Genomic DNA, 23,779 nt, shown 5'->3' with positions numbered 1-23,779 from the left:
ACGCTGCTGCGTCTGAGTTGCAACCGCACCGAGGAGGGGAAATGGCCCTGCACAGCCTGACCAAGGTCGCCGCCGCCACCACGTTGGCGTTCGGAGGGCTCGTGGTCGCGAGCGCGACGCCGGCCGCCGCGGCCCCGTCGACCGACTCCGTCAGCGTCTCCGGCCACGGCAGCGTCAAGGGCACCCCCGACACGCTCATCGCCGACATGGACGCCCACGCGCGGGCCGCCAACGCCTCCGACGCGCTCACCGCCGCCAGCCAGGTGGCGACGAACGTCGTCAACGCCCTCGAAGCGAACGGCGTGGCGCAAAGCGACATCCAGACTTCCGGAGTCTCGGTCGGGGCGACGTACGGCAAGGGCGGCGCGATCGACGGCTACCGGGCCGACGAGTCGATCACCGCCCGGATGCACCCGCTCAGCACCGCCGAGACCGCGCTCGGCGCCGCGTCGCAGGCGGGCGGCAACGGGCTCGACATCGACAGCACCGACCTGACGATCTCCAACCGCGCGCAGTACCAGTCCAAGGCGCGCGCACAGGCGTTCGCCAACGCGAAGGCCGCCGCCGAGCAGTACGCCGAGCTCGCCGGGCGGCACCTCGGCCGGGTGATCAGCATCGTCGCGACATCGAGCGGCGGTGGCGTGGTCCGCTACCCCGTGCCGGTCGCAGCCTCGGGCGGCGCCGGCGGCGTCACCGCGGCGCCGGTGCCGATCAACCCGGGGACGCAGACCATCGGCGCATCGGTTCGGGTGGTCTGGGCCCTCAGGTAGCCGTCCCGGCCATAGGCTGCCGGCATGCGCGACGAGGTGACGGTTCACATCTCGGCGCCGCCGGCGCGGGTCTGGGACCTGGTCAGCGACGTCACCCGGATCGGTGAGTTCAGTCCGGAGACGTTCGAGGCGCGATGGGCCGACGGGGCGAACGGCCCGGCGGTCGGCGCGCGCTTCCGCGGCCACGTCAAGCGCAACGGCAGAGGCCCGGTCTACTGGACCAACTGCCGCGTGACCGACTGCGTGCCCGGCGAGAGCTTCGCCTTCGACGTACTCGGCCCCGGGGACCGGGTGATCAACACCTGGGGTTACCGGCTCGCCGCGGCGGGGGACGGGACGGACGCGACCGAATGGTTCGCGTTGCATCGCAACGTCGGGACTCGCATCTACTGGGCGCTCGCCGGATGGGCGCGGGGCAAGACGAACCGTGACGGGATGCGGACCACGCTCGAACGGATCAAGGCGGTCGTCGAAGCCGGCTGAGGTCGGTCGCGGCGGGCGCGGCTGCGCCTTACGCTGCCCACATGATCGAGGGGCCGGACACGGGCAAGCCCTACGTCGTGGTGTCCGCTGACGCGCACGCCGCTCCGGACGACCTCGACCAGTTCCTGTCCTACGTCGACCCGGGTCATCGCGAGGCGGTGGCTGCCTTCGGTGACCTCTCGTCCACGGCGATGAGCATGCTCGGCGGTCACGACCCGGGTCCGGTCGACGATCCCGATCCGGTCCGCGCGACCGCTGCCCGCCGGCTGGCCGGGATGGGAGTCGACATCGCAGCGGCCGCGACCTGGATCGAGCGCTACAGCACCGACTGGGTGTTCGCCGGCGACCGGGACGGTCGGCGACTCGCCGTCCTCGAGGAGCAAGGCATCCAGGGCGAGGTGTCCTACCCGGGTCCGGTCCTGACCGGCGGGATCTCACCGGCGATGTATCTCGGCTCGGCCACCGCCGACGGTCTCGACGTCGTCTGGCCGGCGCTGCACGGCTACAACCGCTGGCTCGCGGACTTCTGCAACGCGGCGAAGGGCCGCCGCGCCGGGGTGCTCCCGATCGATCTGCACGACATCGACCGCGCGATCGAGGAGCTCGCGTGGGCCAGGGACAACGGCATCTTCGGCGGCGTCATGATGCCGGCGATGTCGGTTCGCGCGAAGCTCCCGGGCTACGCCGCGTCGTACTTCGATCCGTTCTGGTCGGCGTGCGAGGACCTCGGCATCGTCTTGAACTTCCACACCGGCGCGTCGGGCACCGCCACCGACTCGAAGTACCTCTACGACGACGAGCACAGCGGCATGCTGGGCCTGTTCGAGGTCTTCGTGTTCACGAGGCGTTCGTTGTGGTTCATGATCTTCGGTGGCGTCTTCGACCGGCACCCGAAGCTGCAGGTCGTCATGGCGGAGAACGGCGTGCAGTGGTTGCCGTCGCTGGTCCGGGACATGGAGTCCTTCTTCGACACTCACGGCGGCGCGCCCGTGCGGTCGTACCTGAAGCTGCGCCCAGCCGAGTACGTCGCTAAGCACGTGCATCTCGCGGGCTCGCTGATGAAGCGCTACGAGGCCGAGATGCGCGACGAGGTCGGGGTCGACAAGCTGATGTGGGGTGCCGACTACCCGCACCTGGAAGGCGCCGTGCCGGTGCACCGCGAGGTGGTGCGGCACGTCTTTGCAGGCATGCCGGAGCCCGACGTACGCGCAATGCTCGGCGGCAACGCGATGCGGCTGTGGGACTTCGACCGCGATGCGCTGCGCACCGCCGCCGACGCCGGCGGGATGACGGTCGCCGAGGTCGCGACGCCGGTCGAGCTCGCGGACTTCCCGGAGACGTTCAGCTGGAGCCTGGCGAGGCCGGTCCCGCTGACGGCGTCGGTCAGCTAGAGCTGTCGGCGGTCAGGTACGCCGACGTCGGCACCCCGGTGTAGCCGTTCGGGTCGAGATCGATCTCGCTCGGCGTGGTGACGCCGGACAGATACGCGTCGACCCGCAGCAGGTGACCGGTGCGGTCCACCCAGAAGTCCAGCGAGGTGTCCGAGCCGTGACCGGCACCTTTCGCAGACGGGCCCTGCATGACGTCGACGGTCTCGCCGTCGAGCGTCGCGGTCCGCAGCCACCGCGCACCGTCCTGGCGGACCTGCCCGGCGTCGTCCGGGCGGCTTTCGCCGAGTCCGAGCAGCAGCGCGAGCACGGTGTCCACGCCTGACGTCGACGGCGAGAGCGCTCGCTCGCGCGGCGGAGTCACCGGGAGCGCCGCAGGCGCGGCGGTCGGCCTGCCGGAGCTGCGCCAGGCGATCAGCCGGCTGGGGTTCCATTCGATCGTGTACGACGCGGCGTTCTTGCTCGACACCTCGCCGTACCCGGTCAACGTGTGGAAGTCCACGTCGCCGTTGACGGTGACGCTGCCCTGCGCCGCGGCGACGTTCGCGTGGAACGCGACACCGACCGCCTCGAAGTTCGTGACCCGCATGGTGGCGAGCCGCTCCGCCTCGGCCGCCGTCACCGGCCGGGGGCCGCCGGTGTAGCTGCCATCGTTCCCGCCGTGGGTGAGGACTATCGGGATCACGACCGCTGCCGCGACGACAGCGCTACCGGCCACGGCCAGCCACACCCGCGTGGTCCGCGTCGAGGTCACCGGTCGATCCTGTCGCAAGGGCATGAGCGCGGTGTCGCAGGGCTAGCCGGTCGAGGCGAGCTTGGCCTCTTCCTCGTCGATGTCGATGTCGTTCGGCATGAAGACCGCCACGCCGATCACCGCGAGGAAGGTCACCACCAGTCCGACCAGGGACGACAGGTGCATGCCGCCGACGAAGGCGTGGTCGGTCACGGAGGTGACCTTCTCGGCGAGCTGCTTCGGCAGCTGCCGGGCCACGATCGCCGCGTGGCCGATCTGCTCGCTGACCGCCCCGCGCTGACCTTTCGGAACGCCGCGCAGGGTGGTGGCGTACGCCGCATCCACGTGGCCGCGATAGTGCGAGGTCGCGATGCTGCCGACGATCGCGACACCGAACGCGCCGCCGAGCCACTGCAACATCGTTCGTAGGCCCGACCCGATCCCGACCTTGTCGGCGGGAAGCACGCTGACCACTGCGTTGGAGGCGGGGGCGATCGCCAACCCCATCCCGAAGCCGACGCAGCCGAAGGCCACGCCGTTGAGCAGGTAGCCGGTGCCGACGTCGAGGGCGGTCAAGGTTGCCAGCCCCGCGACGACGAGCGTCATGCCGGACAGCAACGTCGGCTTGATCCCGAACCGGTGCATCAGGCGTGGCGAGAGGTTGCTGCCGATCATCGAGCCGAGAGCCAACGGCAGGAACCGGATGCCCACCCCGAAGACGGATGCGCCTCGTACGAACTGCACGTACTGACTGAGCAGGAAGCTGACGCCGAACATCGCGAAGAACATGGCGGTCACCGCCCCGATGCCGCTGGAGAAGCCGGCGTTGCGGAACAACCCGAAGTCGATCAGCGCCTCTGGGCGGTGGCTGTCCCATCGATAGAAGGCGATCAGCAGCACGAGCGACGCGGCGATGAGGCTCAGCACGGTGCGGGACCCCCAGCGGTCGGTGGGGGCGAAGATGACGGCGGCGGTGAGCGCGGACAGCCCGAGAGCCGACAGCAGGACGCCGAGGGTGTCGACGGGCGCCGGGTCGGCCTCGCGCTTCTCCTTGATCGCGATCAGCCCGCCGATCACCGCAATGGCCGCGATCGGCACGTTGATCAGGAACACCGAGCCCCACCAGAAGTGCTGGAGCAGTAGGCCGCCGACGAGCGGACCCGCCGCGCCGCCGACGCCGCCGATGCCCGCCCAGATGCCGATGGCGCGGACCCGGTGGTGCCCTTCGAAAGTCGCAACGATGATCGACAGCGTGGCGGGCATGAGGGCGACTGCCCCCAGCCCGGTGAGCACGCGCATCGCAACCAGCGGCCACGTCGAGTGCACCAGTGCGCAGCCCAGCGAACCGACGCCGAACGTCGCGCTGCCGACGACGAACATCCGCCGGTGGCCGAACCGGTCGCCGAGCCGTCCGCTGAGCAGCGCCAGCACCGCCTGGATCAGCGTGTAGCTGTCGACGATCCACTCCAGGCCGCTGTTCGACGGGTGAAGGTCCTTCACCAGCGTCGGCAGCGCGACGTTGAGCACCGTCTGGTCGAGGCTGATCAGCAGCACCGTGAAACACAGGACGCCGAGGATGAACCACTGCTTCTTCGACAGCGGGGTGTCGATCGTGGGAAGCGCTACGACGCGGGCCGGCTCGGCGGTGGTGGTCACGGGTGGGTGAAGGTCCGAACGTACGGCGGAGCTGACTCCGAGTGAGTGGGCCCGATTAGTTTGCTAGCGCAACCAATCCTACCCGGCGGGTCAGTGGCTCAGCTGATCCGGGTGCGCAGCAGCTCGACCCCCGGCCCGTCCAGCGTGGGGAGCGCGGCCGCCCTGCCGCAGACCGCCATCGCGATGTCGATGCCGCGACCGCGCACCTGTGCGCCGGCACCGATCGTCAGGTCGAGATCGTCGGCGTACAGCTGCAGTCCGGACAGCGTGCCCCGCTTGACGAACCCGATCGGACGGCCGTCGGTCAGGAACTCCAGCGCGGTGCGGACGTGGTCGTCGGGCGCGTCGTGGGGCAGGCCGAGGGGGCGAGTGATGTCGCCGAGATGGATGATCGCGTCGGTCAACGGCGCGCGGGGACCGGTCACCGGAGGCGTGAAACGGCTCTCGGCGTTCGCCCGGATTTTCGCGATCGTCGCGGTGATGCCGTTGCGCGCCTCCTTCACGGCGACCGCCGAGTTGGTGCGGTCGAAGTTGCCGCGGTTGCGGACCAGCTCGACCAGGACGTGCGGAACGCTCGTGGTGATCGCGCTGGCGAGGTGGGCACCGACGGTCTGGACGTCCCACTCGCCACAGAGGCTGGGGCTGGTGAGCTGGTCGGGGGTGAGCGTCTCGAGCAGGTCAGCCATGGCCCGGCGATTGACGGCTGCGGCGGCGTAGATCGCGTTCGCGTCCATGACTTTCAACATACGCACGGGAGCAGCTCGACCCCGGCGCAGGCAGGGTGGGCCTCGTTCGTCGCGAAGACCACTACATGCGACGTACCAAGGCCCGTGCGCTGCTCGTCTCGACGGTTCTCCTCGGCTCAACCCTCGCCGGCGCGACCGGGAGCGCTCTTGCGAAGACTCCACCCGCGGCGCAGCCGCGGCTGATCACGATGACGATCCCGGCTCCGCACGGGGAGATCGGCTCCCAGTGGCTGCCGTACGCCGGCGCGCCTCGCGCGAACGTGTTGCTGCCGGCGGGATACGACCCGGCGAAGCGGTATCCGTTGGTCGTCGCCCTCAACGGATTGAACTGCGACTACGCGTGGTGGGCGCAGTGGAAGCTGGAGCTGCCGTTCGAGACGCTGAACCCGAAGCCGATCGTCGTGATGCCGGAGGGGGCGAGCGGCTGGTACACGGACTGGTGGAACCACGGCCGCCGCGGCGGGCCGTCATGGGAGAGCTACGAGCTCGACACCGTGCTGCCGACGATCCTGCACGACTACCGGATCCTGCCGCAGCGGCGCTACCACGCGCTGGTGGGCATCTCGATGGGCGGCTTCGGTGCGACGTATCTCGGCGGTCGGCTGCCTGGCTTCTTCGGGTCGGTGGCGACCCTGTCCGGCTTTGTCGACCCGCAGTACTACGCCCCGATCCCCGACGCGGCCGAAGGCGTGCTCTCCTTCGCTCCGCTCAAGGGCGACTACCAGCTGTTCCCCGTCGACGGCCGCCCGTACGGCTTCTACATGTCCGGGCACAACCCGGCAAAGCTCGTGATGAACCTGCGCCAGACCCGCGTGTTCGAAAGCACCGGCAACGGCGCGCCGAGCCCGGTCGCGGCGTACAACACACCGGGCTCGGAAGAAGAGGGAATCGTCATCTACCCGATGAGCCAGCGTTTCCACAAGGCCGCGGTCGAGGCGGGAGTCGACATCACCTATCAGCCGCACACCGGCGGCCACGACATCCCTGACTTCCTCGGCGAGGTCGACTCGCTCGTCAAGTGGAACCCCTTCGCGCCGGTGATCACCGATCCGCAGTCGTGGACCAACGACACCGTCGCTACGAGCGGTCAGCTGTGGGACGTCGGCTACCGGTTCGCCGCGCCGCCGACGAAGGTCGTGCAGTTCAGCCGCACGTTGCACCGGCTCTCGATCAGCGACGCCGGGTCCGACGTGACGATCACCACGAGCAACGGCTGCACGATTCGCACGAGCACCCCGACGACGATCGTGTTGGCGAGGCACTGCGCGAGTTGACGGCGGCGAATACTGAGTGCGTGCACGCGCTTCCGGCGTTCGACTGCTCCGCGCTCTTCGACGCGCTCAACGAGCAACGCCGCGCGGCGGGGCTGGACTGGAACCAGCTCGCCGCGGTGCTGTGGCAGCAGTCGTCGGAGCTCAACGCCCGGCGGGGAGACAGCCCGCTGTGCCCAGGGGCGGTGCCACGGTTCGGGCAGCGGGGTGACATCTCGTGTCAGTACGCGATGTTCGTGCTGCGCTGGATCGACCGCGTCCCGGAGGAGTTCCTGACCGGGCCGGTGGTCGACGTCGGCACGAGCAGGCTGCCGAAGGCAGGTCCTGACCGCCGGCTTCGCTGGAGCCTCGACGAGCTGCACGCGGATCTCAACCGGCGGCGGGTCGAGGAAGGTCTGACCTGGGTGGGCCTCGGCCAGGTCATCGGTTGTACGCCGAGCCGGCTGACCAATCTGCGTACCGCTCGGCTGGCCGACATGGATCTCGCGATGCGGGTCACTCAGTGGTTGGGGCGACCCGCTGCGACGTACATCCATCCGGCGCAGTGGTGAGCTGACCGCCGAGGCGGCTCAAGAGGTGGCGACGACCATGGTGTCGATCTCCTCGCCGGCCCTCGCGGCTGATGTTCTCGCCGCCTCGATCAGACACATCCCCGCGGTCGGGCAGGCGACCTGTGGCGTCAGGAGCTCGCCACTGAAGTCGTAGCCGGGCAGGTTGCTCGTCGCGCCGGGCTGTCCTGCGTCGAGCGCTGCGACGTAGGCGGTCTGGTCGGGGTCGGCGTCGTTGGAGTGGTCGAGGCCGACCACACCCAGACAGTCGGTCGCGTTCCAGCACGCGAAGTCGAGGGTCTGCGTGGACCGGATGACGTCGTCCACCTTGCCGTCGGTCACCGCGAGCAGGTTCCAGCCGGAGCCTGATGCGAAGTCCCCGGTGTAGGAGGTGGCGATGCAATGCGTCGCGTCCCCGCAGGCGATCCGGCCGAGGCGCGGCTCGGTGACGGGGGCGACGGTGACCTTGGACCCGGTGACGTGGACGATGCGCTCGCCGCCGTCGACGGCACCGGCGGGGACGAACTCGCTTCGGGCGTCACCCTGGACCGTGACCGGTCCGTGCTTGCTGCCGGTCGCGTAGCAGCTGGTCGGCGAGCCGCAGGAGAGGTCGGCCACCTCGTTGACCGCCGGGATGGGTTCGGCCGTCGCCGTATTCGTGCGCGGTGAGACGAACGCGAGCCGAGCGTGGAAGTTGTAGGTCGTGGCGGTGATCTGCTGAAGCGCCTCGCCGATCGCGACGCACCGACTCGCGGTTGGGCACTCGACGTCGGTGACGAACTTGATCCCATCGATCGTGGTGGTCGAGCGGGGCGTGCCGTTGCGGAGCCACTCGATCGTGTTGCTCCCACCTGACGCCGCCGCCGGAGTCGCATAGACCCCGCACACGGTCGCGGAGGCGCATACGACACGGTCGGCGTCTCGCGCCAGCTCTTGCGGCGCGCTCGGCACCCCGCGGCGTACGAGTGAGAGCGACGGGTAGCGAGGATGCGCCGTCACGTCGATGAGGACCGCGCAGACGCTGGCGGAGACCGGGATGCCCCGAGGGCAGCTGATCGCCAGCGCGTTGGTTCCGGTGTAACCGACCTGATGCGGAGCACCGATGCTGAGCGCGCCCGATCCGTGGGCCGGCGCACTCGACGCGAACGACGCGATCGTCGCCAGCGCTGCTACGACGACGGTGTAACGGTTGCCGCGGTTGTAGTGCATCGTTGTCCCCCCGGATCGGTGCCCGCCGTCGAAGCGGCGCTCGGTCAGCCGCCGAACGGGATCTCGCCCTTCGGCGTACGCCATGTCATCACGTCGACCACGAACAGCCCGGCCTGCACCGCTGGGTCCTGGACTGCGAGCTCGCGCGCCTTCTCGACCGATCCGGTCCGGAAGAGGCAGATCCCGCGCAGCGCATCGTCCGGTTGGTCGCTCAACGGTCCAGCGGCCAGGAGATGCCCGGCGTCCCGCATGTCTGCGAGGTGGCCGAGGTGCTGGGAGAAGAGAAGGTTCGTCGTGTCGTCGTCGTACTCGGGTGGCTGCGCCGGCCGGCGAAGGATCACCAGTTGATAGGTGTCGAACTCGGCGGGCGGCGTCGCGGTTCGCGGCTGTGCCATTCGCTGATTGTCAGTCGAAGGGGCGCCCGATCGCCAGCCGTCGCGCCGACGGATCGCGCCGTCCGCCGTGGTTGCATGAGGCCTGCCACCAAACACGGCGTAAAGGTCAGCCGACATCGGGGAGTCGCCATGTGGATCCAGATCATCAAAGGCCGCCTCAAAGCGGGCAAGGAGGCTGACTTCGTCGGGTTGATGGACAAGCTCATGGAGATCGAACAACCAGGCTCGGGTCTGATCAGCGAAGTCGTCACCCGGTCTCAGCAGGATCCGGACGTGGTCTACGTCATCGCGACGTTCGACAGTGAGGAGGCGGCCCGTGTCCGGGAGGCCGACCCGCGCCGCCAGGCTGGTCTGGTCGAGGTCCGCAAGGGTTTGATGGACGCCTTGGACGGGCCGCCGGAGTTCATCGACCTCGACGTCCTCGCCGAGCACGGCGCATAGGGACTCGGTTGTGGCCAACTCGATCGTGATCGGTGGCAGTGCGGGACTCGGCCGCTTCATCGCGACCCGGTTCGCGTCGCGGGGCGATGACGTTGTGATCACCAGCAGAGATGTCGGCCGGGCGGTCGCGGTCGCTGAAGAGATCGAGGGCAACGTCACCGGCATTGCGGTCGATCTCAGCAAGCCGAGCGGCCTGGAGTCGCAGCTCGCGTCGATCACGGCGGTCGACCACCTCGTGCTGACGGCGATCTCGCAGTTCCCCAACACGCTGCGCGAGTTCGACGTCGAGGAGGCAACTGCTGCGGTCGTGACCAAGCTCGTCGGGTATCCCGAGGTCGTGAGGCTTCTTCACCCGCGGATGGCTGCCGGCGCCTGCGTCGTACTGTTCGGTGGCGTTGCGAAAGACCGTCCCTATCCGGGGTCGACGATCGTCACGACGCACAACGGCGGCATCTCCGCGCTCGCCCGAACGCTGGCGGTCGAGATCGCGCCGCACCGGGTCAACGCGCTGCACCCAGGGGTGGTCGGCGACAGCCCGAAATGGGCGGCGATGCCCGACCATCCCGCGATCCCACGGACCCCGCTTGGTCGACTGGTGACCATGGCCGAGATCGCGGACGCCACTGACTTCCTGCTCAGCAATGGCGGCATCAACGGTCAGGACCTGACGATCGACTTCGGCTTCAGCATCAACTAGCTGCCCGGGCACGGCTGGCCTCGCCGAGGAGAGCGGGCGACGGGAATCGAACCCGCACTGTCAGCTTGGGAAGCTGATGTTCTGCCATTGAACTACGCCCGCGACCGCCGGCCCTGCGGGCTGGCGAACGTGCCGAGGATAGCCGGGCCGATATGTTCTGCGCGTGCTTCTCTCCGACCGGGACATCAAGGCTGAGGTTGCTGCGGGGCGACTCGGGATCGACCCGTACGACGAGACTCTCGTCCAGCCTTCGAGCATCGACGTCCGGCTGGACCGGCTCTTCCGGGTGTTCGAGAACCACCGCTACCCGCACATCGACCCCGCCGAGGAGCAGGAGGACCTGACCCGGTTGGTGGAGGTGGGTGTCGACGAGCCGTTCATCCTGCACCCGGGCGAGTTCGTGCTCGGCTCGACGTACGAGGTCGTCAGCCTCGCCGACGACCTGGCGGCGCGACTCGAGGGGAAGAGCTCGCTGGGCCGGCTGGGGCTGCTCACCCACTCGACGGCCGGCTTCATCGACCCGGGGTTCTCCGGGCACGTCACCCTCGAGCTGTCCAACGTCGCGACACTGCCGATCAAGCTCTGGCCGGGCATGAAGATCGGCCAGGTGTGCGTTTTCCGGCTCACCTCGCCCGCCGAGCACCCGTACGGTTCGTCGATCTACGGCTCGCGCTACCAGGGGCAGCGCGGCCCGACACCGTCACGCTCGAGCATCAACTTCCGCCGCGGCAACCTCACCCTCGCCGAGCCCAACGTTGTTGGTCTCTCAGACCCCCCTGAAAGACCAAATACGTAGGGCTCGACGGGGGGGTGGTGGGCCGACTACTCGATGGGGCCTTCGTGCTCGTCGGGCGTCGGGCCGGACGGGTCGACCGGCGGGGTCTGCGCGTTGGACGTCGACTCCTCGAGCGGCTGAGCCGGAGTTGGTGCGGACGCGGTGGGGTCAGTCGGTGCACCCGCTTCCGCGGAAGCGGTGTCGGCTTCGGCTTCGGCTTCGGCGGCCGGTGCGCCGGCCATCGCCGGCTGCAGCTTGCGCAGCCCGATCGAGTCACCGATCACCTGGGCGATGTCGATGACGCGCACCTGCTTCGCCATGCCCTCGGCGCGCTTCCCGTTCACCGCGTCGTCGAGCATGATCAGGCAGTAGGGGCACGACGTGGCGATGATGTCGGCGCCGGTGTCGATCGCCTCCTCGGTGCGCTCGACGTTGACCCGGGTGCCGATCCGCTCCTCCATCCACATCCGCGCGCCGCCGGCCCCGCAGCAGAAGCCGCGCTTGCCGTGGCGGTGCATCTCGACCCGCTCCAGGCCCGGTACGGCGTCGAGCACGGTGCGCGGCGCGTCCATCACGTTGTTGTGGCGGCCGAGGTAGCACGGGTCGTGGTAGGTCAGCTTCGCGACGATCGGGTCCTGCGGCGCCAGCTTGCCTTCGGCGACCAGCCGGCCGAGCAGCTGCGAGTGGTGCACGACCTCGTAGTTGCCGCCCAGTGACGGGTACTCGTTGCCGATCGTGTTGAAGCAGTGCGGGCAGGACGCGACGATCTTCTTCGCCCCGACGCCGTCGAGGATCTCGATGTTGGCCTTGGCCATCTCCTGGAACAGGTACTCGTTGCCCATGCGCCGCGCCGGGTCGCCGGTGCAGGCTTCCTGCGGGCCGAGGATCGCGAACTTCACCCCGGCGGCGTGGAACACCTTGGCGATGGCCTGGGTGGAGCGGCGAGCACGGTCGTCGAGCGAGCCCGCGCAACCGACCCAGTAGAGCCACTCGACGTCGTCGGGGATGGTGTCCTCGACGATCGGGATCTCGAAGTCGATGCCGTCGAGCCACTCCGCGCGCATGTCCGCGCGCAGCCCCCACGGGTTGCCCTGGTTCTCGATGTTGCGCAGCATCGTGCCGGCCTCGCTCGGGAACGAGGACTCCATCAGCACCTGGTAGCGGCGCATGTCGACGATGGCGTCGACGTGCTCGATGTCGACCGGGCACTCCTCGACGCAGGCGCCGCAGGTGGTGCAGCTCCACAGCACGTCGGGGTCGATGATGTCCGGGACGAGCATCTTCGGCTCGGCCTCGCTGTCACCGCCGAGCAGCCTCGGCGCCTCGGCGAACAGCGCGTCGCGGATGCCGGTGATGACCAGCTTCGGGTTGAGCGGCTTGCCGGTGTTCCACGCCGGGCACTTGTCCTGGCAGCGGCCGCACTCGGTGCACGCCAGCGTCTGCAGCAGCTGCTGCTGGTGGAACTGCTCGACCTGGCCGACGCCCAGGACCGCGTTCTCGTCCTCCATCAGCTTCTCGAGATCGGGCGTCGTACCGAGCGCGCCGAGCCCCTTCGGGTGACGCTTGAGGGACGCGTTGAGCGGCGCAGTGACGATGTGCATGTGCTTGCCGTAGAGCAGGAACACCAGGAAGCCGACCACCACGGCGATCTGGGCGACGATGAAGGCCGACTCGAAGGCGATGCCGTTCGGCACGATGTAGCTGACCGCCTTCGAGGCGAACGGCCACCACCCGTCGTGCTGGTACGGGAAGTAGCCGTTGGACAGCTGCGCGCCGCGGTAGAGGACCAGCGTCGCCATGACCAGGAAGATCAGCCCGAGCACCAGGTAGGCCTGGTCGACGTGCGAGCCGTAGAAGCGTGACTTGCGCCCGATCCGCTTCGGCGAGCGCGCCAGCCGGATGCAGGTGAAGACGATGATCGCAAGCGTGACCGCGACGGCGAAGATGTCCTCGATGAGGCCCAACGCCCGGCTCCTGCCGATGTACGGGATCGCGAAGTCGCGCTGGAACAGCGAGCCGTACGCCTCGATGATCGTGAGGAACAGCACCGTGAAGCCCCAGAAGGTGAAGGCGTGGGCGGTGCCCGACCCCTTGACCTTGAACAGCTTGCGCTGAGCGAGGACGTCCGTCAGCTGAGCCTTCACCGCGCCGAGGACGTTGGGCTTGCGCTCGGGCGGGATCGGGGCGCCGGCGAGCACGAGTCGGCCCAGCCATTGCATCCGATAGAGCGCGACGGCGAAGGCGATGAGCGAGACGGCGATGCCGGCAATCAGGCGAACAGTCACCTGCGCACTTTACTTATCTGCCGGATCGATCTGGCGGGCCTGGCTAGAGCAACTGGTGGGTGACCCACCCGATCACCGGGATCACAACCAGGGGCGCGGTCAGCACGATCAGCCCGACGATCACCAGCGCGGCCGTCGCCCGGGTCCGTAGAGCGGGCTCGCCGCGCCTGTCCTGGAGGCGTCCCAACACACCGCAAACGGTACGCCGCAGGGCCATCCACTGTTAGATTCGCGCGCGATGGGCGGGCTCTCTGCGCGGGTCGCCGGACGGTTGAGGCACACCTTGCCGCCCGCGGTCATCGACGCGGTCGCCGGACTGCGGCTGACGCTCGATCCGCAGCGTCGCCGCCGGATGCGGGCCGACGCCACGAAGTGCGTGAGCGTGCAGGACTGGCTGGACTTCGGGCGGCGCCATCTGCCGCCGGGTGCGGTCCAGCGCGACGTGGAAGCGGTGGGCTTCTTCGAGTACGCCGCGCAGAGTGCGCCGCGGCGGGTCTGCGAGCTCGGCACGCAGTACGGCGGCAACAACCTGATCATGTCGCAGGTGCTGCCCGCCGAGCAGGTGATCGGCGTCGACCTGCACGTCTGCAACCGGGGCCCGTTGCGTCTGCTGGCGCCGGCCGGCCAGCGGCTGAGCTACCTGAACGGCTCCACGACCGACCCGAAGACCCTCGCGGCGGTCGAACGCCTGCTCGGTGGTGAGCTGCTCGACCTGCTGTTCATCGACGGCGACCACAGCTTCGAAGGCGTGCGCTCGGACTTCCTGACCTACCGCCACCTGGTGCGTCCGGGCGGGATCATCGCCTTCCACGACATCCAGACCGACGGCCGTGAGCTCGGCGAGGTCAACAACGCCTACGCCGGCGGGGTCCCCGTCATGTGGCGGCTGGTGCGTGACCGCTACCCGTCGCGGGAGTTCATCGCCGACCCGGTCAACCAGCGCGGCTTCGGGATCGGGGCGATCACCTACTCCCCGGACATCGTCGTGACGCCGGACGACCTGCGCGAGAACCTCGCCGCGTAGGGCTCCGACCCCGCTGCCAGCGGAGTCACCCCTGCTGACCTGCATGAATGCGGGTCGCAAGGGGCATTCAGCCTGCGTCCAGAAAAAAGTTGAGCCGAATCCGCTCAATCCGGAATGACAACGCCCCTCCTCACGGTTAACCTGAGCGAGACCGGCTCAACCTGAGACGGACGCAGCCCAGAGGGCACGGAAGAAGGAGCACGCACATGGGACGAGCGGTCGGCATCGACCTCGGTACGACGAACAGCGTCGTCACCGTCCTCGAGGGCGGGGAGCCCAACGTCATCGCCAACGCCGAGGGCTCGCGGACGACGCCGAGCGTCGTGGCGTTCGCCAAGAACGGCGAGGTCCTGGTCGGCGAGGTCGCCAAGCGGCAGGCGGTCACCAACCCCGACCGCACGATCCGTTCGGTCAAGCGCCACATCGGCACCGACTGGACCATCGACATCGACGGCAAGAGCCAGACGCCGCAGCAGATCTCGGCGTTCATCCTGTCCAAGCTCAAGCGCGACGCGGAGGCCTACCTCGGCGAGCCGGTCACCGACGCGGTGATCACGGTTCCGGCGTACTTCTCCGACGCTCAACGGCAGGCCACGAAGGAAGCCGGCCAGATCGCCGGCCTCGAGGTGCTGCGAATCATCAACGAGCCGACGGCGGCCGCTCTCGCCTACGGTCTGGACAAGGAAGCCGACCAGACGATCCTCGTCTTCGACCTCGGTGGCGGCACCTTCGACGTCTCGCTGCTCGAGATCGGTGACGGCGTCATCGAGGTGAAGGCCACCAGCGGCGACAACCACCTCGGTGGTGACGACTGGGACCAGAAGATCGTCGACTGGCTGGTCGAGCGGTTCAAGGCCGGGCACAACATCGACCTGTCCGTGGACAAGATGGCGATGCAGCGCCTGCGCGAAGCCGCGGAGAAGGCGAAGATCGAGCTGTCCAGCTCCTCCGAAGCCACGATCAACCTGCCCTACATCACCGCCAGCGACGCCGGCCCGCTGCACCTGGACGAGAAGCTCTCCCGCACCGAGTTCCAGCGGATGACCGCCGACCTGCTCGAGCGGACCAAGGGCCCGTTCCAGCAGGCGATCCGCGACGCGGGTGTCAACGTCGGTGACATCCATCACGTGGTGCTCGTCGGCGGCTCGACCCGGATGCCCGCGGTGGTCGACGTGGTCAAGGAGCTGACCGGCGGTCGCGAGCCGAACAAGGGCGTGAACCCGGACGAGGTCGTCGCCGTCGGCGCCGCCCTGCAGGCCGGCGTGCTCAAGGGCGAGGTCAAGGACATCCTGCTGCTCGACGTCACTCCGCTCTCGCTCGGCATCGAGACCAAGGGCGGGATCATGACCAAGCTCATCGAGCGCAACACCACGATCCCGACCAAGCGCAGCGAGATCTTCACGACGGCTGACGACAACCAGCCGTCGGTGCTGATCCAGGTGTTCCAGGGCGAGCGCGAGATCGCGTCGTACAACAAGTCGCTCGGCAACTTCGAGCTGACGGGCCTGCCGCCCGCACCGCGCGGCGTCCCGCAGATCGAGGTCACCTTCGACATCGACGCAAACGGCATCGTGCACGTCGGCGCCAAGGACCTGGGCACCGGCAAGGAGCAGTCCATGACCATCACCGGCGGTTCGGCGCTGCCGAAGGAAGACATCGACCGGATGATGCGCGAGGCCGAGCAGTACGCCGAGGAGGACCGCAAGCGTCGCGAGTCGGCGGAGGTCCGCAACCAGGCCGAGGGCTTGGTCTACACGACCGAGAAGTTCCTCACCGACAACGCCGACAAGGTCGCCGACGACGTGAAGAACGAGGTCACCGCTGCGGTCGCCGAGGTCAGGACCGCCCTGGAGGCGGACGACATCGACGCGATCAAGTCGAAGTCGGAGGCGCTGGCGACGATCAGCCAGAAGATGGGCCAGGCGCTCTACGACGCCAACGCCGCGGCATCCGCGGGGGCGTCGAGCCAGGCCGGCCCGGCCGCTGACGACGACAACGTCGTCGACGCCGAGATCGTCGACGACAGCGACACCGAGGCAGGGTCATCCCAGTGAGCGAAGAGTTCAGCGCTGCCCCGGACGGCGAGGGCGAGGCCCCCGTCGTCCGGGACAAGCGTCGCTTCGATCCCGCCACGGGCGAGCGTCGCGCCGAGATCCCGGACCTGGCGGCGCCCGCCGCGTCGGGTGAACCCGAGGCACCGGCCGCCGGTGGCGACGACCTGACCGCCGAGCTCACCGCTGACCTCCAGCGGGTGCAGGCGGAGTACGCCAACTACCGGCGTCGCGTCGAGCGCGACCGGCAGGCGGTCGGTGAGGCCGCGCTCGCGTCGGTGATGATCGGCCTGCTCCCGGTACTCGACGACCTCGACCGCGCTCGTGCCCACGGCGAGGTCACCGGCGGGTTCGCGCTGGTGGCCGACGGCTTGGACGCCACGTTGACCAAGCTCGGGTTGTCCCGATTCGGCGACGCCGGCGAGCCGTTCGACCCGACCATCCACGAGGCGCTCACCCACGGCCTGTCCGGTGAGGTCAGCGAGCCGGTGTGCTCGGAGATCTACCAGCCCGGTTACCGGGTCGGCGAGCGAGTGCTCCGCCCGGCGCGGGTCGCCGTACTCGAGCCCGACACCGCCACCCCGGCCGCACCCGACGCGCAGCCGGAGTGATCGACGACCACCACCAACGATGAGGAAGGAGGGACGCCGGCATGAGTTCTCGTGACTTCGAGAAGGACTACTACGCCATGCTCGGCGTCCCGAAGGACGCCTCGGCGGCCGACATCAAGAAGGCCTACCGCAAGCTGGCGCGCACCCACCACCCCGACGCCAACGCCGGCGACGCGAAGGCGGAGGAGAAGTTCAAGGAGATCTCCGAGGCCTACGACGTTCTCTCCGACGCGACCAAGCGCAAGGAGTACGACGAGGCCCGCGCGCTGTTCGCGAACGGCGGCTTTCGGATGCCGCCCGGTGCCGGCCGACCCGGGCCCGGCGGCGCGACGACGTTCGACCTGGGCGACCTCTTCGGCGGCGCAGGGGGCGGCGCCGGTGGGCTCGGCGACCTCTTCGGGGGGCTGTTCGGCGGTGGCCGGGCCAGGTCGGCCGCGCCGCGTCGCGGTGGCGACGTCGAGGCCGAGGTCACGCTGTCGTTCACCGATGCCGCGGCCGGCGTCACGCTGCCGCTGACGATCTCCGGTCCGCACAGCTGTCCGACTTGCCGTGGCTCCGGCGCCAAGCCGGGTACGGCGACCCGGGTCTGCCCCCGCTGCTCCGGCACCGGGATGGAGTCGACCAACCAGGGTGGTTTCGCCGTACTCGGTCAGCCGTGCCGCGAGTGCCGCGGCCGCGGGCTGCTGATCGACGACCCGTGCCCGACGTGCTCCGGCACCGGGGAAGCGATCACGACCCGCACGCTGCGGGCTCGGATCCCGGCCGGGGTCGCCGACGGCAAGAAGATCCGGCTCAAGGGCAAGGGCGAGCCTGGTGAACGAGGTGGCCCGGCCGGGGACCTGATCGTCTTGGTCCACGTCGGCACGCACGAGCTGTTCGGGCGCAAGGGCGACAACCTGACGCTGACCGTCCCGGTCACCTTCCCGGAGGCCGCGCTCGGCACCACGGTCAAGGTGCCGACCCTCGACGGGCCACCCGTGACGGTGAAGATCCCCGCCGGCACCGCCAGCGGCCGGGTGCTGCGGGTGCGCGGCAAAGGTGTCACTCGCCGCGACGGTTCCAAGGGTGACCTGCTCGTCACGGTCGACGTCGCCGTACCGGCTCAGCTCAGCGACGAGGCTAAGGCCGCGCTCGAGGCGTACGCCGCGGCCGTTCCCGACAACCCACGCGCCCACCTCGAGTCGATGGCGGGCGCGGCGACAACCTCAGCAAACGAGGAGGCGAACCATGGCTGACGACTTCGGCTTCGTCGCGGGAAACGTCGCGGACGACGCACCCGTGTTCGTGATCTCGGTCGCCGCAACGCTTGCTGGGATGCACCCGCAGACGCTGCGCACCTACGACCGCATCGGGCTGGTCTCCCCCGGCCGGACCAGCGGCCGGGGTCGGCGCTACTCGGCGCGTGACATCGCGATGTTGCGCGAGGTCCAACGTCTCTCGCAGGACGAGGGCATCAACCTCGCGGGCGTGAAGCGAATCCTCGAGCTCGAGCAACACGTCTCCGCACTGCAGCAGCGACTGGCCGAGGTGCTCGCCGAGGTCGAGGCGTTGCACGGCGAGATCGCCCGTCGGGAGCAGGCCGTACACCGCTCCTACCGCCGCGACCTGGTCCCGTTCACCCCGCCGGACGTGGTCGTCTGGCGCCCCCAACCACCCCGCTGACCCCGCGATCGCGGCGTTGTCGACCCACTCGCCCGGCGGTTGCGGCCACAACACCACGATCACGCGAAATGGACTGTGATGGACAGCTACCGATTCACCACGCGAAGCCAGCAGGCGCTCAGCGACGCGGTCGGGGCCGCGGCCGCGGCCGGCCACCCGCATGTCGAGCCGCTGCACCTGCTGTCGGCGCTGCTCGGCCCGGCTGACGGCGTACCGCGCCCGCTGATCGAGGCGGCCGGCGGTGACCCGACGAAGATCGCCGCCGAGGTCGCCGCGGCACTCGACCGGCTGCCTTCCGCCACCGGCTCGACGGTGGCCGCTCCTGGCCTGTCGCGACCGGCGATCGCCGTCGTCAACGCCGCGGCCGACCTGGCGAAGTCCCTCGGCGACGAGTACGTCTCGACCGAGCACCTCGTCGTCGGGCTGGCCTCCGCCGGCGGCGCGCCGGTCGCGGACCTGCTCCCCTCCGCGTCGCAGCTGCAGGATGCGTTCAGCGTCGTGCGCGGGTCGGCGCGGGTCACCAGCCCCGAGCCCGAGGGCACCTACCAGACCTTGGAGAAGTACGGCGTAGACCTGACGGCGGCCGCCCGTGACGGGAAGCTCGACCCGGTCATCGGTCGCGACACCGAGATCCGCCGGGTGATCCAGGTGCTGTCCCGGCGTACCAAGAACAATCCCGTGCTCATCGGCGAGCCGGGCGTCGGCAAGACCGCTGTCGTCGAAGGTCTGGCGCAGCGCATCGTCGCCGGCGACGTGCCGGAGTCGTTGCGCGGCAAGCGTCTGGTGTCGCTCGACCTGGCGGCGATGGTCGCGGGCGCGAAGTACCGCGGCGAGTTCGAGGAGCGGCTCAAGGCCGTCCTCGCCGAGATCAGGGACAGCGACGGACAGGTCGTCACCTTCATCGACGAGCTGCACACCGTCGTCGGCGCCGGCGCGACCGGCGAGGGCGCCATGGACGCCGGCAACATGCTCAAGCCGATGCTGGCTCGTGGCGAGCTGCGGCTGATCGGCGCGACGACCCTCGACGAGTACCGCGAGTCGATCGAGAAGGACCCGGCGCTCGAGCGGCGCTTCGCCCCCGTCATGGTCGGCGAGCCGAGCGTCGAGGACACCATCGCGATCCTGCGTGGACTCAAGGGCCGTTACGAGGCGCATCACAAGGTGGAGATCACCGACGCGGCGCTGGTCGCGGCGGCGACGCTGTCCAACCGTTACATCACCGCCCGCTTCCTGCCGGACAAGGCGATCGACCTCGTCGACGAGGCCGCGTCGCGGCTACGCATGGAGATCGACTCGCGGCCGGTGGAGATCGACGAGCTCCAGCGCGCGGTCGACCGGTTGCGCATGGAGGAGATGGCCCTCGAGCGTGAGGACGACGTCGCCTCGCGCGAGCGGCTCGAGAAGCTACGCGCCGAGCTTGCCGACAAGAACGAGCAGCTCGCCGCGCTCAACGCGCGATGGGAGCGGGAGAAGACCGGTCTCAACCGGGTCGGTGACTTGAAGCAGCGCCTCGACGCGCTGCGCACCCAGGCGGAGTCGGCGCAGCGCGCCGGCGACCTGGAGACGGCGGGCCGATTGCTCTACGGCGAGATCCCGGCGGCGGAGGCCGAGCTCGCGTCCGCCGCGGCGGCAGAGCAAGCCGCGGACGCCGCCGTCCTGCCGATGGTCAAGGAGGAGGTCGGGCCCGACGACGTCGCCGAGGTGGTCGCGTCGTGGACCGGCATTCCGGCCGGGCGGCTGCTCGAAGGTGAGACCGAGAAGCTGCTGCGGATGGAGTCCGCGCTCGAGGCTCGTGTGGTCGGGCAGGACGATGCGGTGCAGGCGGTCTCCGACGCCGTCCGCCGCGCGCGGTCCGGCATCGCCGACCCCGATCGCCCGACCGGTTCGTTCCTGTTCCTCGGCCCGACCGGTGTCGGCAAGACCGAGCTGGCGAAGGCGCTCGCGTCGTACCTGTTCGACGACGAGCGCGCGATGGTCCGCATCGACATGAGCGAGTACGCCGAGAAGCACTCGGTGGCCCGACTGGTCGGCGCGCCTCCCGGCTACGTCGGGTACGACGAGGGCGGCCAGCTCACCGAGGCGGTGCGCCGGCGGCCCTACACCGTCGTGTTGCTCGACGAGGTCGAGAAGGCGCACCCGGACGTGTTCGACGTGCTGCTACAGGTGCTCGACGACGGCCGGCTGACCGACGGCCAGGGACGTACGGTCGACTTCCGCAACGCCATCCTGCTGCTGACGTCGAACATCGGCTCGTCGTTCATCAACGATCCGGCGCTCGACGACGCCGCGAAGCGGGAAGCCGCGCTGGGTGCTGCCCGGGCGCACTTCAAGCCGGAGTTCCTGAACCGGCTCGACGACATCGTGGTGTTCCACTCGTTGGGCACCGAGCAGCTCGGCGCGATCGTCGACATCCAGGTCGCCCGGCTCGCGGCGCGGCTTGCCGACCGGCGGCTGACCCTCGACGTCACCGACGCGGCGCGAGAGTGGCTGGCGCTGTCCGGCTTCGACCCGGTCTACGGCGCCCGGCCACTGCGCCGGCTGATCCAGAGTGCGATCGGTGATCAGCTCGCGAAGGGCCTGCTGTCGGGTGAGATCAGGGACGGCGATCAGGTGGTGGTTGACACCACGGACGACCGGAGCGCACTCGCCGTGCAGGCGGCCCAGCAGGCGACCGTCTGACGTCGCACTCGGTCACGCCTGGCCGGGCCGCACGATCCCTCGCTCGTAGGCAAGGACGACGGCTTGCGTGCGGTCCCGCACCCCGAGCTTCGCGAGGATCCGCGCGACGTGAGTCTTCACGGTGCCCTCGCTGACCAACAGCTCCGACGCGATCTCGGCGTTGGACTGGCCTTTGGCGACCAGCCGCAGCACGTCGAGCTCGCGGTCGGTGAGGTCGAACGACTCGGCCGTGGCATCTGGGTGCGCCCCAGAGACGAACCGCTCCACCAGCGCGCGGGTCACGGCGGGCGCAAGCATCTGGTCACCACTCGCGATCACGCGTACGCCGTCGACGAGCTGCTGCGGCGAGTCGGTCTTCAGCAGAAAGCCGGATGCTCCCGCGCGCAGCGCGTCGTACACGTTGCCCTCGAGCCCGTACATCGTCAGGATGAGAACGCGGGACTTGACGCCCGCAGCCGTGATCTGACGGGTCGCTTCGATGCCGTCGATGCCGGGCATCCGAATGTCGAGCAAGGCGACGTCTGGCTGGTGGGTGAGCACCTGGTCGACTGCGACCAACCCGTCGTTCGCCTCGGCGACGACGCAGATGTCGTCGTGAACCTCGAGGATCAGCCGAAGCCCGGCACGCACGACGTCCTGGTCGTCGGCGATGACAACGCGGATCATGACGAGAGCGGCAGCGAAGCGCGCAGTGCCCACCCGTCGCCCGCCGGTCCAGCGTGTACATGGCCGCCGAACACCGCGACCCGTTCGCTGACGCCGACGAGCCCCTGGCGGTTGCCGCTTCGAGCTCGGGGTCCCCGCCGCCCGGAGTCGGTCACGTCGATCTCCAAACTGTGCTCGGTGCATGAGACCGCGACGTGTACAGCTGAGCCGGCCGCGTACTTCAGCGCGTTGGTGAGGCCTTCCTGGACGATCCGGTACGCGGACAGCTCCAGGGCGGCGGGTAGTGAACGGTTCAATCCGGCGATGTCGAGGTCGACGGCGAGGCCGGCCTCGCGCATGCGCTCGACGAGCGGGCCGAGGTCAGCCAGCCGCGGCGCCGGGGTGAGCTCGTCCGAAGGCTCGGCTCGGACCAGCGCCAGAAGAGTCCCGAGCTCGTTGACGGCTGCTAGGCCGGTGACTCGGATCGACTCGAGCAGCTCGCGGGTCTTGGCGGGGTCGCGCTCGACGACTGACTGCGCGGCGCCTGCCTGCAGCACCATCACCCCGACACTGTGCGACACCACATCGTGGAGCTCACGCGCAATGCGGCGGCGTTCCGCTTCGACCGCTGCCACTGCGAGCTCCTCGCTTTGACGGGCCTCCAGCTCAGCTTGGTCCTCGCGCTTTCGCATCGTTCGCGCGATCAGAAAGATCGGGAGTACGAATGCGGCTCCGAATACGAAGTTGCCGAAGCCCTTGTGCTGGTCGATCACCTGGACGGCGAAGGCCAGCGCCAGGCAGAGCAAGCCGATGACGGCGCGGTCCAGCCGAGCGCGCGACACGAGCGTGTAAGTCGCGATCATCATCGCGGCCAGCGGAACCCACGGTTGGTCGATCGGAACGCCGCCAATCGCCTCCGCGGCACCCGACGCTGACACCGCGATGACCGTCGACAGTGGGTAGCGCCGCCTCGCGGCGAGCACGGTCGCAGTGAAGAGCTCGCAGGGGAGGGCGGCGGCCTTGGGGGAGATCAGGTGGTTGCTCAGTACCTCCGATACGGCGGCGCCGGCGACCACGATCGAGATCGCGACATCGAGGGGCCACCCACGTAGCTTGTCGAGCGACGAGGCGGGCACGGCAAAACGCTAACTGGCCGAATCGGCTTCGCACATCGCTCTTGAGACAGACGGCTGAGTGCTCCCGCGGCGTACCGAAGTTCGGCGTCGCGGGTGATGTGTCGACGCCTCACCCCCGCCTAGCGTCGGCGCCCCAAAGCACCGTCAGGAGGGCAACTATGAAGCTTCGACACAATCGGCGACTCGGGTGGACGCTGGCCGCGGCTGCGGTCGCGAGCGGACTCAGCGCGACGTTGGCCGCGACTGCGACTGCGACTGCGGCTGCGAGCGGCGGCGCGCAGACCGAGCACTTCACGCTCTACAGCGGCAACCTGAACAACAAAGATCTCGTCGACGTGTTTCAGGCGGCCGGACCGATCCGCGGTGTGGGGACCGCACGCGCCGATGATGAGGCGAAGGGGGCCGTGCCCGTGCATGTGTCGCTGCCCGGAGGCACCCTGCTCATCAAGGCAGTGGTGCCCTTCCATTGGCGTGCCGACCTCACCACCTGTACCGCTACTGCGCATGACACCGGGACCTACCGCGTGGTCAGCGGGACGGGCAGCTACGCAGGCGCTACTGGGCACGGCACGTA

The 23,779-nt window shown here is 69.3% G+C and carries 24 protein-coding genes and 1 tRNA gene; 15 read left to right on the top strand and 10 right to left on the bottom strand.

What is annotated here, in order from left to right; genetic code table 11:
- Positions 1-41: 41 nt before the first annotated feature.
- The 3 genes from VG899_03940 to VG899_03930 are packed head-to-tail and all read left to right on the top strand — an operon-like array spanning position 42 to position 2,644.
- The gene (locus tag VG899_03940; GenBank protein HWA65504.1) at positions 42-770 is read left to right on the top strand and encodes an SIMPL domain-containing protein; all 729 of its coding nucleotides are present in this window, start codon (positions 42-44) and stop codon (positions 768-770) included.
- A gap of 24 nt (positions 771-794) precedes the next feature.
- Positions 795-1,253 (top strand): SRPBCC family protein, encoded by a 459-nt coding sequence (locus VG899_03935; GenBank protein ID HWA65503.1) that lies wholly within the window; start codon positions 795-797, stop codon positions 1,251-1,253.
- A gap of 41 nt (positions 1,254-1,294) precedes the next feature.
- Entirely contained in the window at positions 1,295-2,644 is a 1,350-nt protein-coding gene (locus VG899_03930; protein HWA65502.1) for an amidohydrolase family protein, read from the top strand.
- Here VG899_03930 and VG899_03925 read toward each other — a convergent pair.
- The 3 genes from VG899_03925 to VG899_03915 all read right to left on the bottom strand — a co-directional run bounded on the left by VG899_03925 (position 2,637) and on the right by VG899_03915 (position 5,764).
- The gene (locus tag VG899_03925; GenBank protein ID HWA65501.1) at positions 2,637-3,395 is read right to left on the bottom strand and encodes a hypothetical protein; all 759 of its coding nucleotides are present in this window, start codon (positions 3,393-3,395) and stop codon (positions 2,637-2,639) included. The two genes, VG899_03930 and VG899_03925, sit on opposite strands and share 8 nt — an antisense overlap.
- A 42-nt stretch (positions 3,396-3,437) precedes the next feature.
- Positions 3,438-5,030, bottom strand: a complete 1,593-nt coding sequence (locus VG899_03920) for an MFS transporter (GenBank protein ID HWA65500.1) — start codon at positions 5,028-5,030, stop codon at positions 3,438-3,440.
- 98 nt (positions 5,031-5,128) lie between these two features.
- Complete coding sequence (locus VG899_03915; protein ID HWA65499.1) at positions 5,129-5,764, bottom strand: maleylpyruvate isomerase family mycothiol-dependent enzyme; 636 nt, start codon at positions 5,762-5,764, stop codon at positions 5,129-5,131.
- A gap of 47 nt (positions 5,765-5,811) precedes the next feature.
- Between VG899_03915 and VG899_03910 the strand changes: the two genes are divergently transcribed.
- Both VG899_03910 and VG899_03905 read left to right on the top strand, forming a co-directional pair.
- Entirely contained in the window at positions 5,812-7,050 is a 1,239-nt protein-coding gene (locus VG899_03910) for an alpha/beta hydrolase-fold protein (GenBank protein ID HWA65498.1), read from the top strand.
- Between the two features lie 20 nt (positions 7,051-7,070).
- The gene (locus VG899_03905; protein ID HWA65497.1) at positions 7,071-7,598 is read left to right on the top strand and encodes a hypothetical protein; all 528 of its coding nucleotides are present in this window, start codon (positions 7,071-7,073) and stop codon (positions 7,596-7,598) included.
- Positions 7,599-7,616: 18 nt separating this feature from the next.
- Here the strand turns inward: VG899_03905 and VG899_03900 are convergent, their stop codons facing one another.
- Both VG899_03900 and VG899_03895 read right to left on the bottom strand, forming a co-directional pair.
- Positions 7,617-8,804: a hypothetical protein gene (locus VG899_03900; protein HWA65496.1), complete on the bottom strand. Its 1,188-nt coding sequence runs from the start codon at positions 8,802-8,804 to the stop codon at positions 7,617-7,619.
- 44 nt (positions 8,805-8,848) lie between these two features.
- Positions 8,849-9,199, bottom strand: coding sequence for a YciI family protein (locus tag VG899_03895; protein ID HWA65495.1), 351 nt, complete (start codon positions 9,197-9,199; stop codon positions 8,849-8,851).
- A 129-nt stretch (positions 9,200-9,328) separates the two neighbouring features.
- Here VG899_03895 and VG899_03890 point away from each other — a divergent pair, with 129 nt between their 5' ends.
- Together VG899_03890 and VG899_03885 are read left to right on the top strand one after the other, a co-directional pair.
- Complete coding sequence (locus VG899_03890) at positions 9,329-9,640, top strand: antibiotic biosynthesis monooxygenase (GenBank protein HWA65494.1); 312 nt, start codon at positions 9,329-9,331, stop codon at positions 9,638-9,640.
- A 10-nt stretch (positions 9,641-9,650) separates the two neighbouring features.
- Positions 9,651-10,337 (top strand): SDR family oxidoreductase, encoded by a 687-nt coding sequence (locus VG899_03885; GenBank protein HWA65493.1) that lies wholly within the window; start codon positions 9,651-9,653, stop codon positions 10,335-10,337.
- Between the two features lie 31 nt (positions 10,338-10,368).
- Here VG899_03885 and VG899_03880 read toward each other — a convergent pair.
- Positions 10,369-10,439: transfer RNA gene (locus VG899_03880), tRNA-Gly, on the bottom strand.
- 61 nt (positions 10,440-10,500) lie between these two features.
- On the opposite strand from VG899_03880, the gene dcd reads away from it, so the two are divergent.
- Entirely contained in the window at positions 10,501-11,133 is a 633-nt protein-coding gene (dcd, locus tag VG899_03875) for a dCTP deaminase (protein ID HWA65492.1), read from the top strand.
- A 26-nt stretch (positions 11,134-11,159) separates the two neighbouring features.
- Here the strand turns inward: dcd and VG899_03870 are convergent, their stop codons facing one another.
- Together VG899_03870 and VG899_03865 are read right to left on the bottom strand one after the other, a co-directional pair.
- Positions 11,160-13,397, bottom strand: a complete 2,238-nt coding sequence (locus VG899_03870; protein ID HWA65491.1) for a (Fe-S)-binding protein — start codon at positions 13,395-13,397, stop codon at positions 11,160-11,162.
- 43 nt (positions 13,398-13,440) lie between these two features.
- Positions 13,441-13,587 (bottom strand): hypothetical protein, encoded by a 147-nt coding sequence (locus tag VG899_03865; GenBank protein HWA65490.1) that lies wholly within the window; start codon positions 13,585-13,587, stop codon positions 13,441-13,443.
- Between the two features lie 48 nt (positions 13,588-13,635).
- On the opposite strand from VG899_03865, the gene VG899_03860 reads away from it, so the two are divergent.
- The 6 genes from VG899_03860 to clpB all read left to right on the top strand — a co-directional run bounded on the left by VG899_03860 (position 13,636) and on the right by clpB (position 21,424).
- A complete protein-coding gene (locus VG899_03860; GenBank protein HWA65489.1) occupies positions 13,636-14,421 on the top strand; it encodes a class I SAM-dependent methyltransferase in 786 nt (261 codons plus the stop codon).
- 206 nt (positions 14,422-14,627) lie between these two features.
- Positions 14,628-16,475 (top strand): molecular chaperone DnaK, encoded by a 1,848-nt coding sequence (gene dnaK / locus VG899_03855; protein ID HWA65488.1) that lies wholly within the window; start codon positions 14,628-14,630, stop codon positions 16,473-16,475.
- Complete coding sequence (gene grpE, locus VG899_03850; protein ID HWA65487.1) at positions 16,472-17,083, top strand: nucleotide exchange factor GrpE; 612 nt, start codon at positions 16,472-16,474, stop codon at positions 17,081-17,083. Before dnaK ends, grpE begins: the two co-directional genes overlap by 4 nt.
- 41 nt (positions 17,084-17,124) lie before the next feature.
- On the top strand, positions 17,125-18,318 hold the full coding sequence (gene dnaJ, locus VG899_03845; protein HWA65486.1) for a molecular chaperone DnaJ: 1,194 nt from the start codon (positions 17,125-17,127) through the stop codon (positions 18,316-18,318).
- Positions 18,311-18,745 (top strand): helix-turn-helix transcriptional regulator, encoded by a 435-nt coding sequence (locus tag VG899_03840; protein HWA65485.1) that lies wholly within the window; start codon positions 18,311-18,313, stop codon positions 18,743-18,745. The genes dnaJ and VG899_03840 overlap by 8 nt, the downstream gene beginning before the upstream one ends.
- 78 nt (positions 18,746-18,823) lie before the next feature.
- Positions 18,824-21,424, top strand: a complete 2,601-nt coding sequence (gene clpB, locus VG899_03835) for an ATP-dependent chaperone ClpB (GenBank protein ID HWA65484.1) — start codon at positions 18,824-18,826, stop codon at positions 21,422-21,424.
- A gap of 12 nt (positions 21,425-21,436) precedes the next feature.
- On the opposite strand, the gene VG899_03830 is transcribed toward clpB, so the two are convergent.
- Positions 21,437-22,090, bottom strand: a complete 654-nt coding sequence (locus tag VG899_03830) for a response regulator transcription factor (protein ID HWA65483.1) — start codon at positions 22,088-22,090, stop codon at positions 21,437-21,439.
- Positions 22,087-23,205, bottom strand: coding sequence for a histidine kinase (locus VG899_03825; GenBank protein ID HWA65482.1), 1,119 nt, complete (start codon positions 23,203-23,205; stop codon positions 22,087-22,089). The genes VG899_03830 and VG899_03825 overlap by 4 nt, the downstream gene beginning before the upstream one ends.
- Positions 23,206-23,363: 158 nt before the next feature.
- Here VG899_03825 and VG899_03820 point away from each other — a divergent pair.
- Positions 23,364-23,779, top strand: a 416-nt coding sequence (locus tag VG899_03820) for a hypothetical protein (protein HWA65481.1), incomplete at its 3' end; no start/stop codon positions are given.

Source organism: Mycobacteriales bacterium, assembly GCA_035550055.1.
Taxonomy (GTDB): Bacteria; Actinomycetota; Actinomycetes; order JAFAQI01; family JAFAQI01; genus DASZTV01.
This window is presented reverse-complemented; position numbering and strand designations above follow the sequence as displayed.

What these genes read in the sequence shown, in the direction of transcription:
- VG899_03940 (HWA65504.1), top strand. Translation starts at nt 42, where the DNA reads ATGGCCCTGCACAGCCTGACCAAGGTCGCCGCCGCCACCACGTTGGCG.
- VG899_03935 (HWA65503.1), top strand. Translation starts at nt 795, where the DNA reads ATGCGCGACGAGGTGACGGTTCACATCTCGGCGCCGCCGGCGCGGGTC.
- VG899_03930 (HWA65502.1), top strand. Translation starts at nt 1,295, where the DNA reads ATGATCGAGGGGCCGGACACGGGCAAGCCCTACGTCGTGGTGTCCGCT.
- VG899_03915 (HWA65499.1), bottom strand. Translation starts at nt 5,764, where the DNA reads ATGGACGCGAACGCGATCTACGCCGCCGCAGCCGTCAATCGCCGGGCC.
- VG899_03900 (HWA65496.1), bottom strand. Translation starts at nt 8,804, where the DNA reads ATGCACTACAACCGCGGCAACCGTTACACCGTCGTCGTAGCAGCGCTG.
- VG899_03895 (HWA65495.1), bottom strand. Translation starts at nt 9,199, where the DNA reads ATGGCACAGCCGCGAACCGCGACGCCGCCCGCCGAGTTCGACACCTAT.
- VG899_03890 (HWA65494.1), top strand. Translation starts at nt 9,329, where the DNA reads ATGTGGATCCAGATCATCAAAGGCCGCCTCAAAGCGGGCAAGGAGGCT.
- VG899_03860 (HWA65489.1), top strand. Translation starts at nt 13,636, where the DNA reads ATGGGCGGGCTCTCTGCGCGGGTCGCCGGACGGTTGAGGCACACCTTG.
- dnaK (HWA65488.1), top strand. Translation starts at nt 14,628, where the DNA reads ATGGGACGAGCGGTCGGCATCGACCTCGGTACGACGAACAGCGTCGTC.
- dnaJ (HWA65486.1), top strand. Translation starts at nt 17,125, where the DNA reads ATGAGTTCTCGTGACTTCGAGAAGGACTACTACGCCATGCTCGGCGTC.
- VG899_03840 (HWA65485.1), top strand. Translation starts at nt 18,311, where the DNA reads ATGGCTGACGACTTCGGCTTCGTCGCGGGAAACGTCGCGGACGACGCA.
- clpB (HWA65484.1), top strand. Translation starts at nt 18,824, where the DNA reads ATGGACAGCTACCGATTCACCACGCGAAGCCAGCAGGCGCTCAGCGAC.
- VG899_03830 (HWA65483.1), bottom strand. Translation starts at nt 22,090, where the DNA reads ATGATCCGCGTTGTCATCGCCGACGACCAGGACGTCGTGCGTGCCGGG.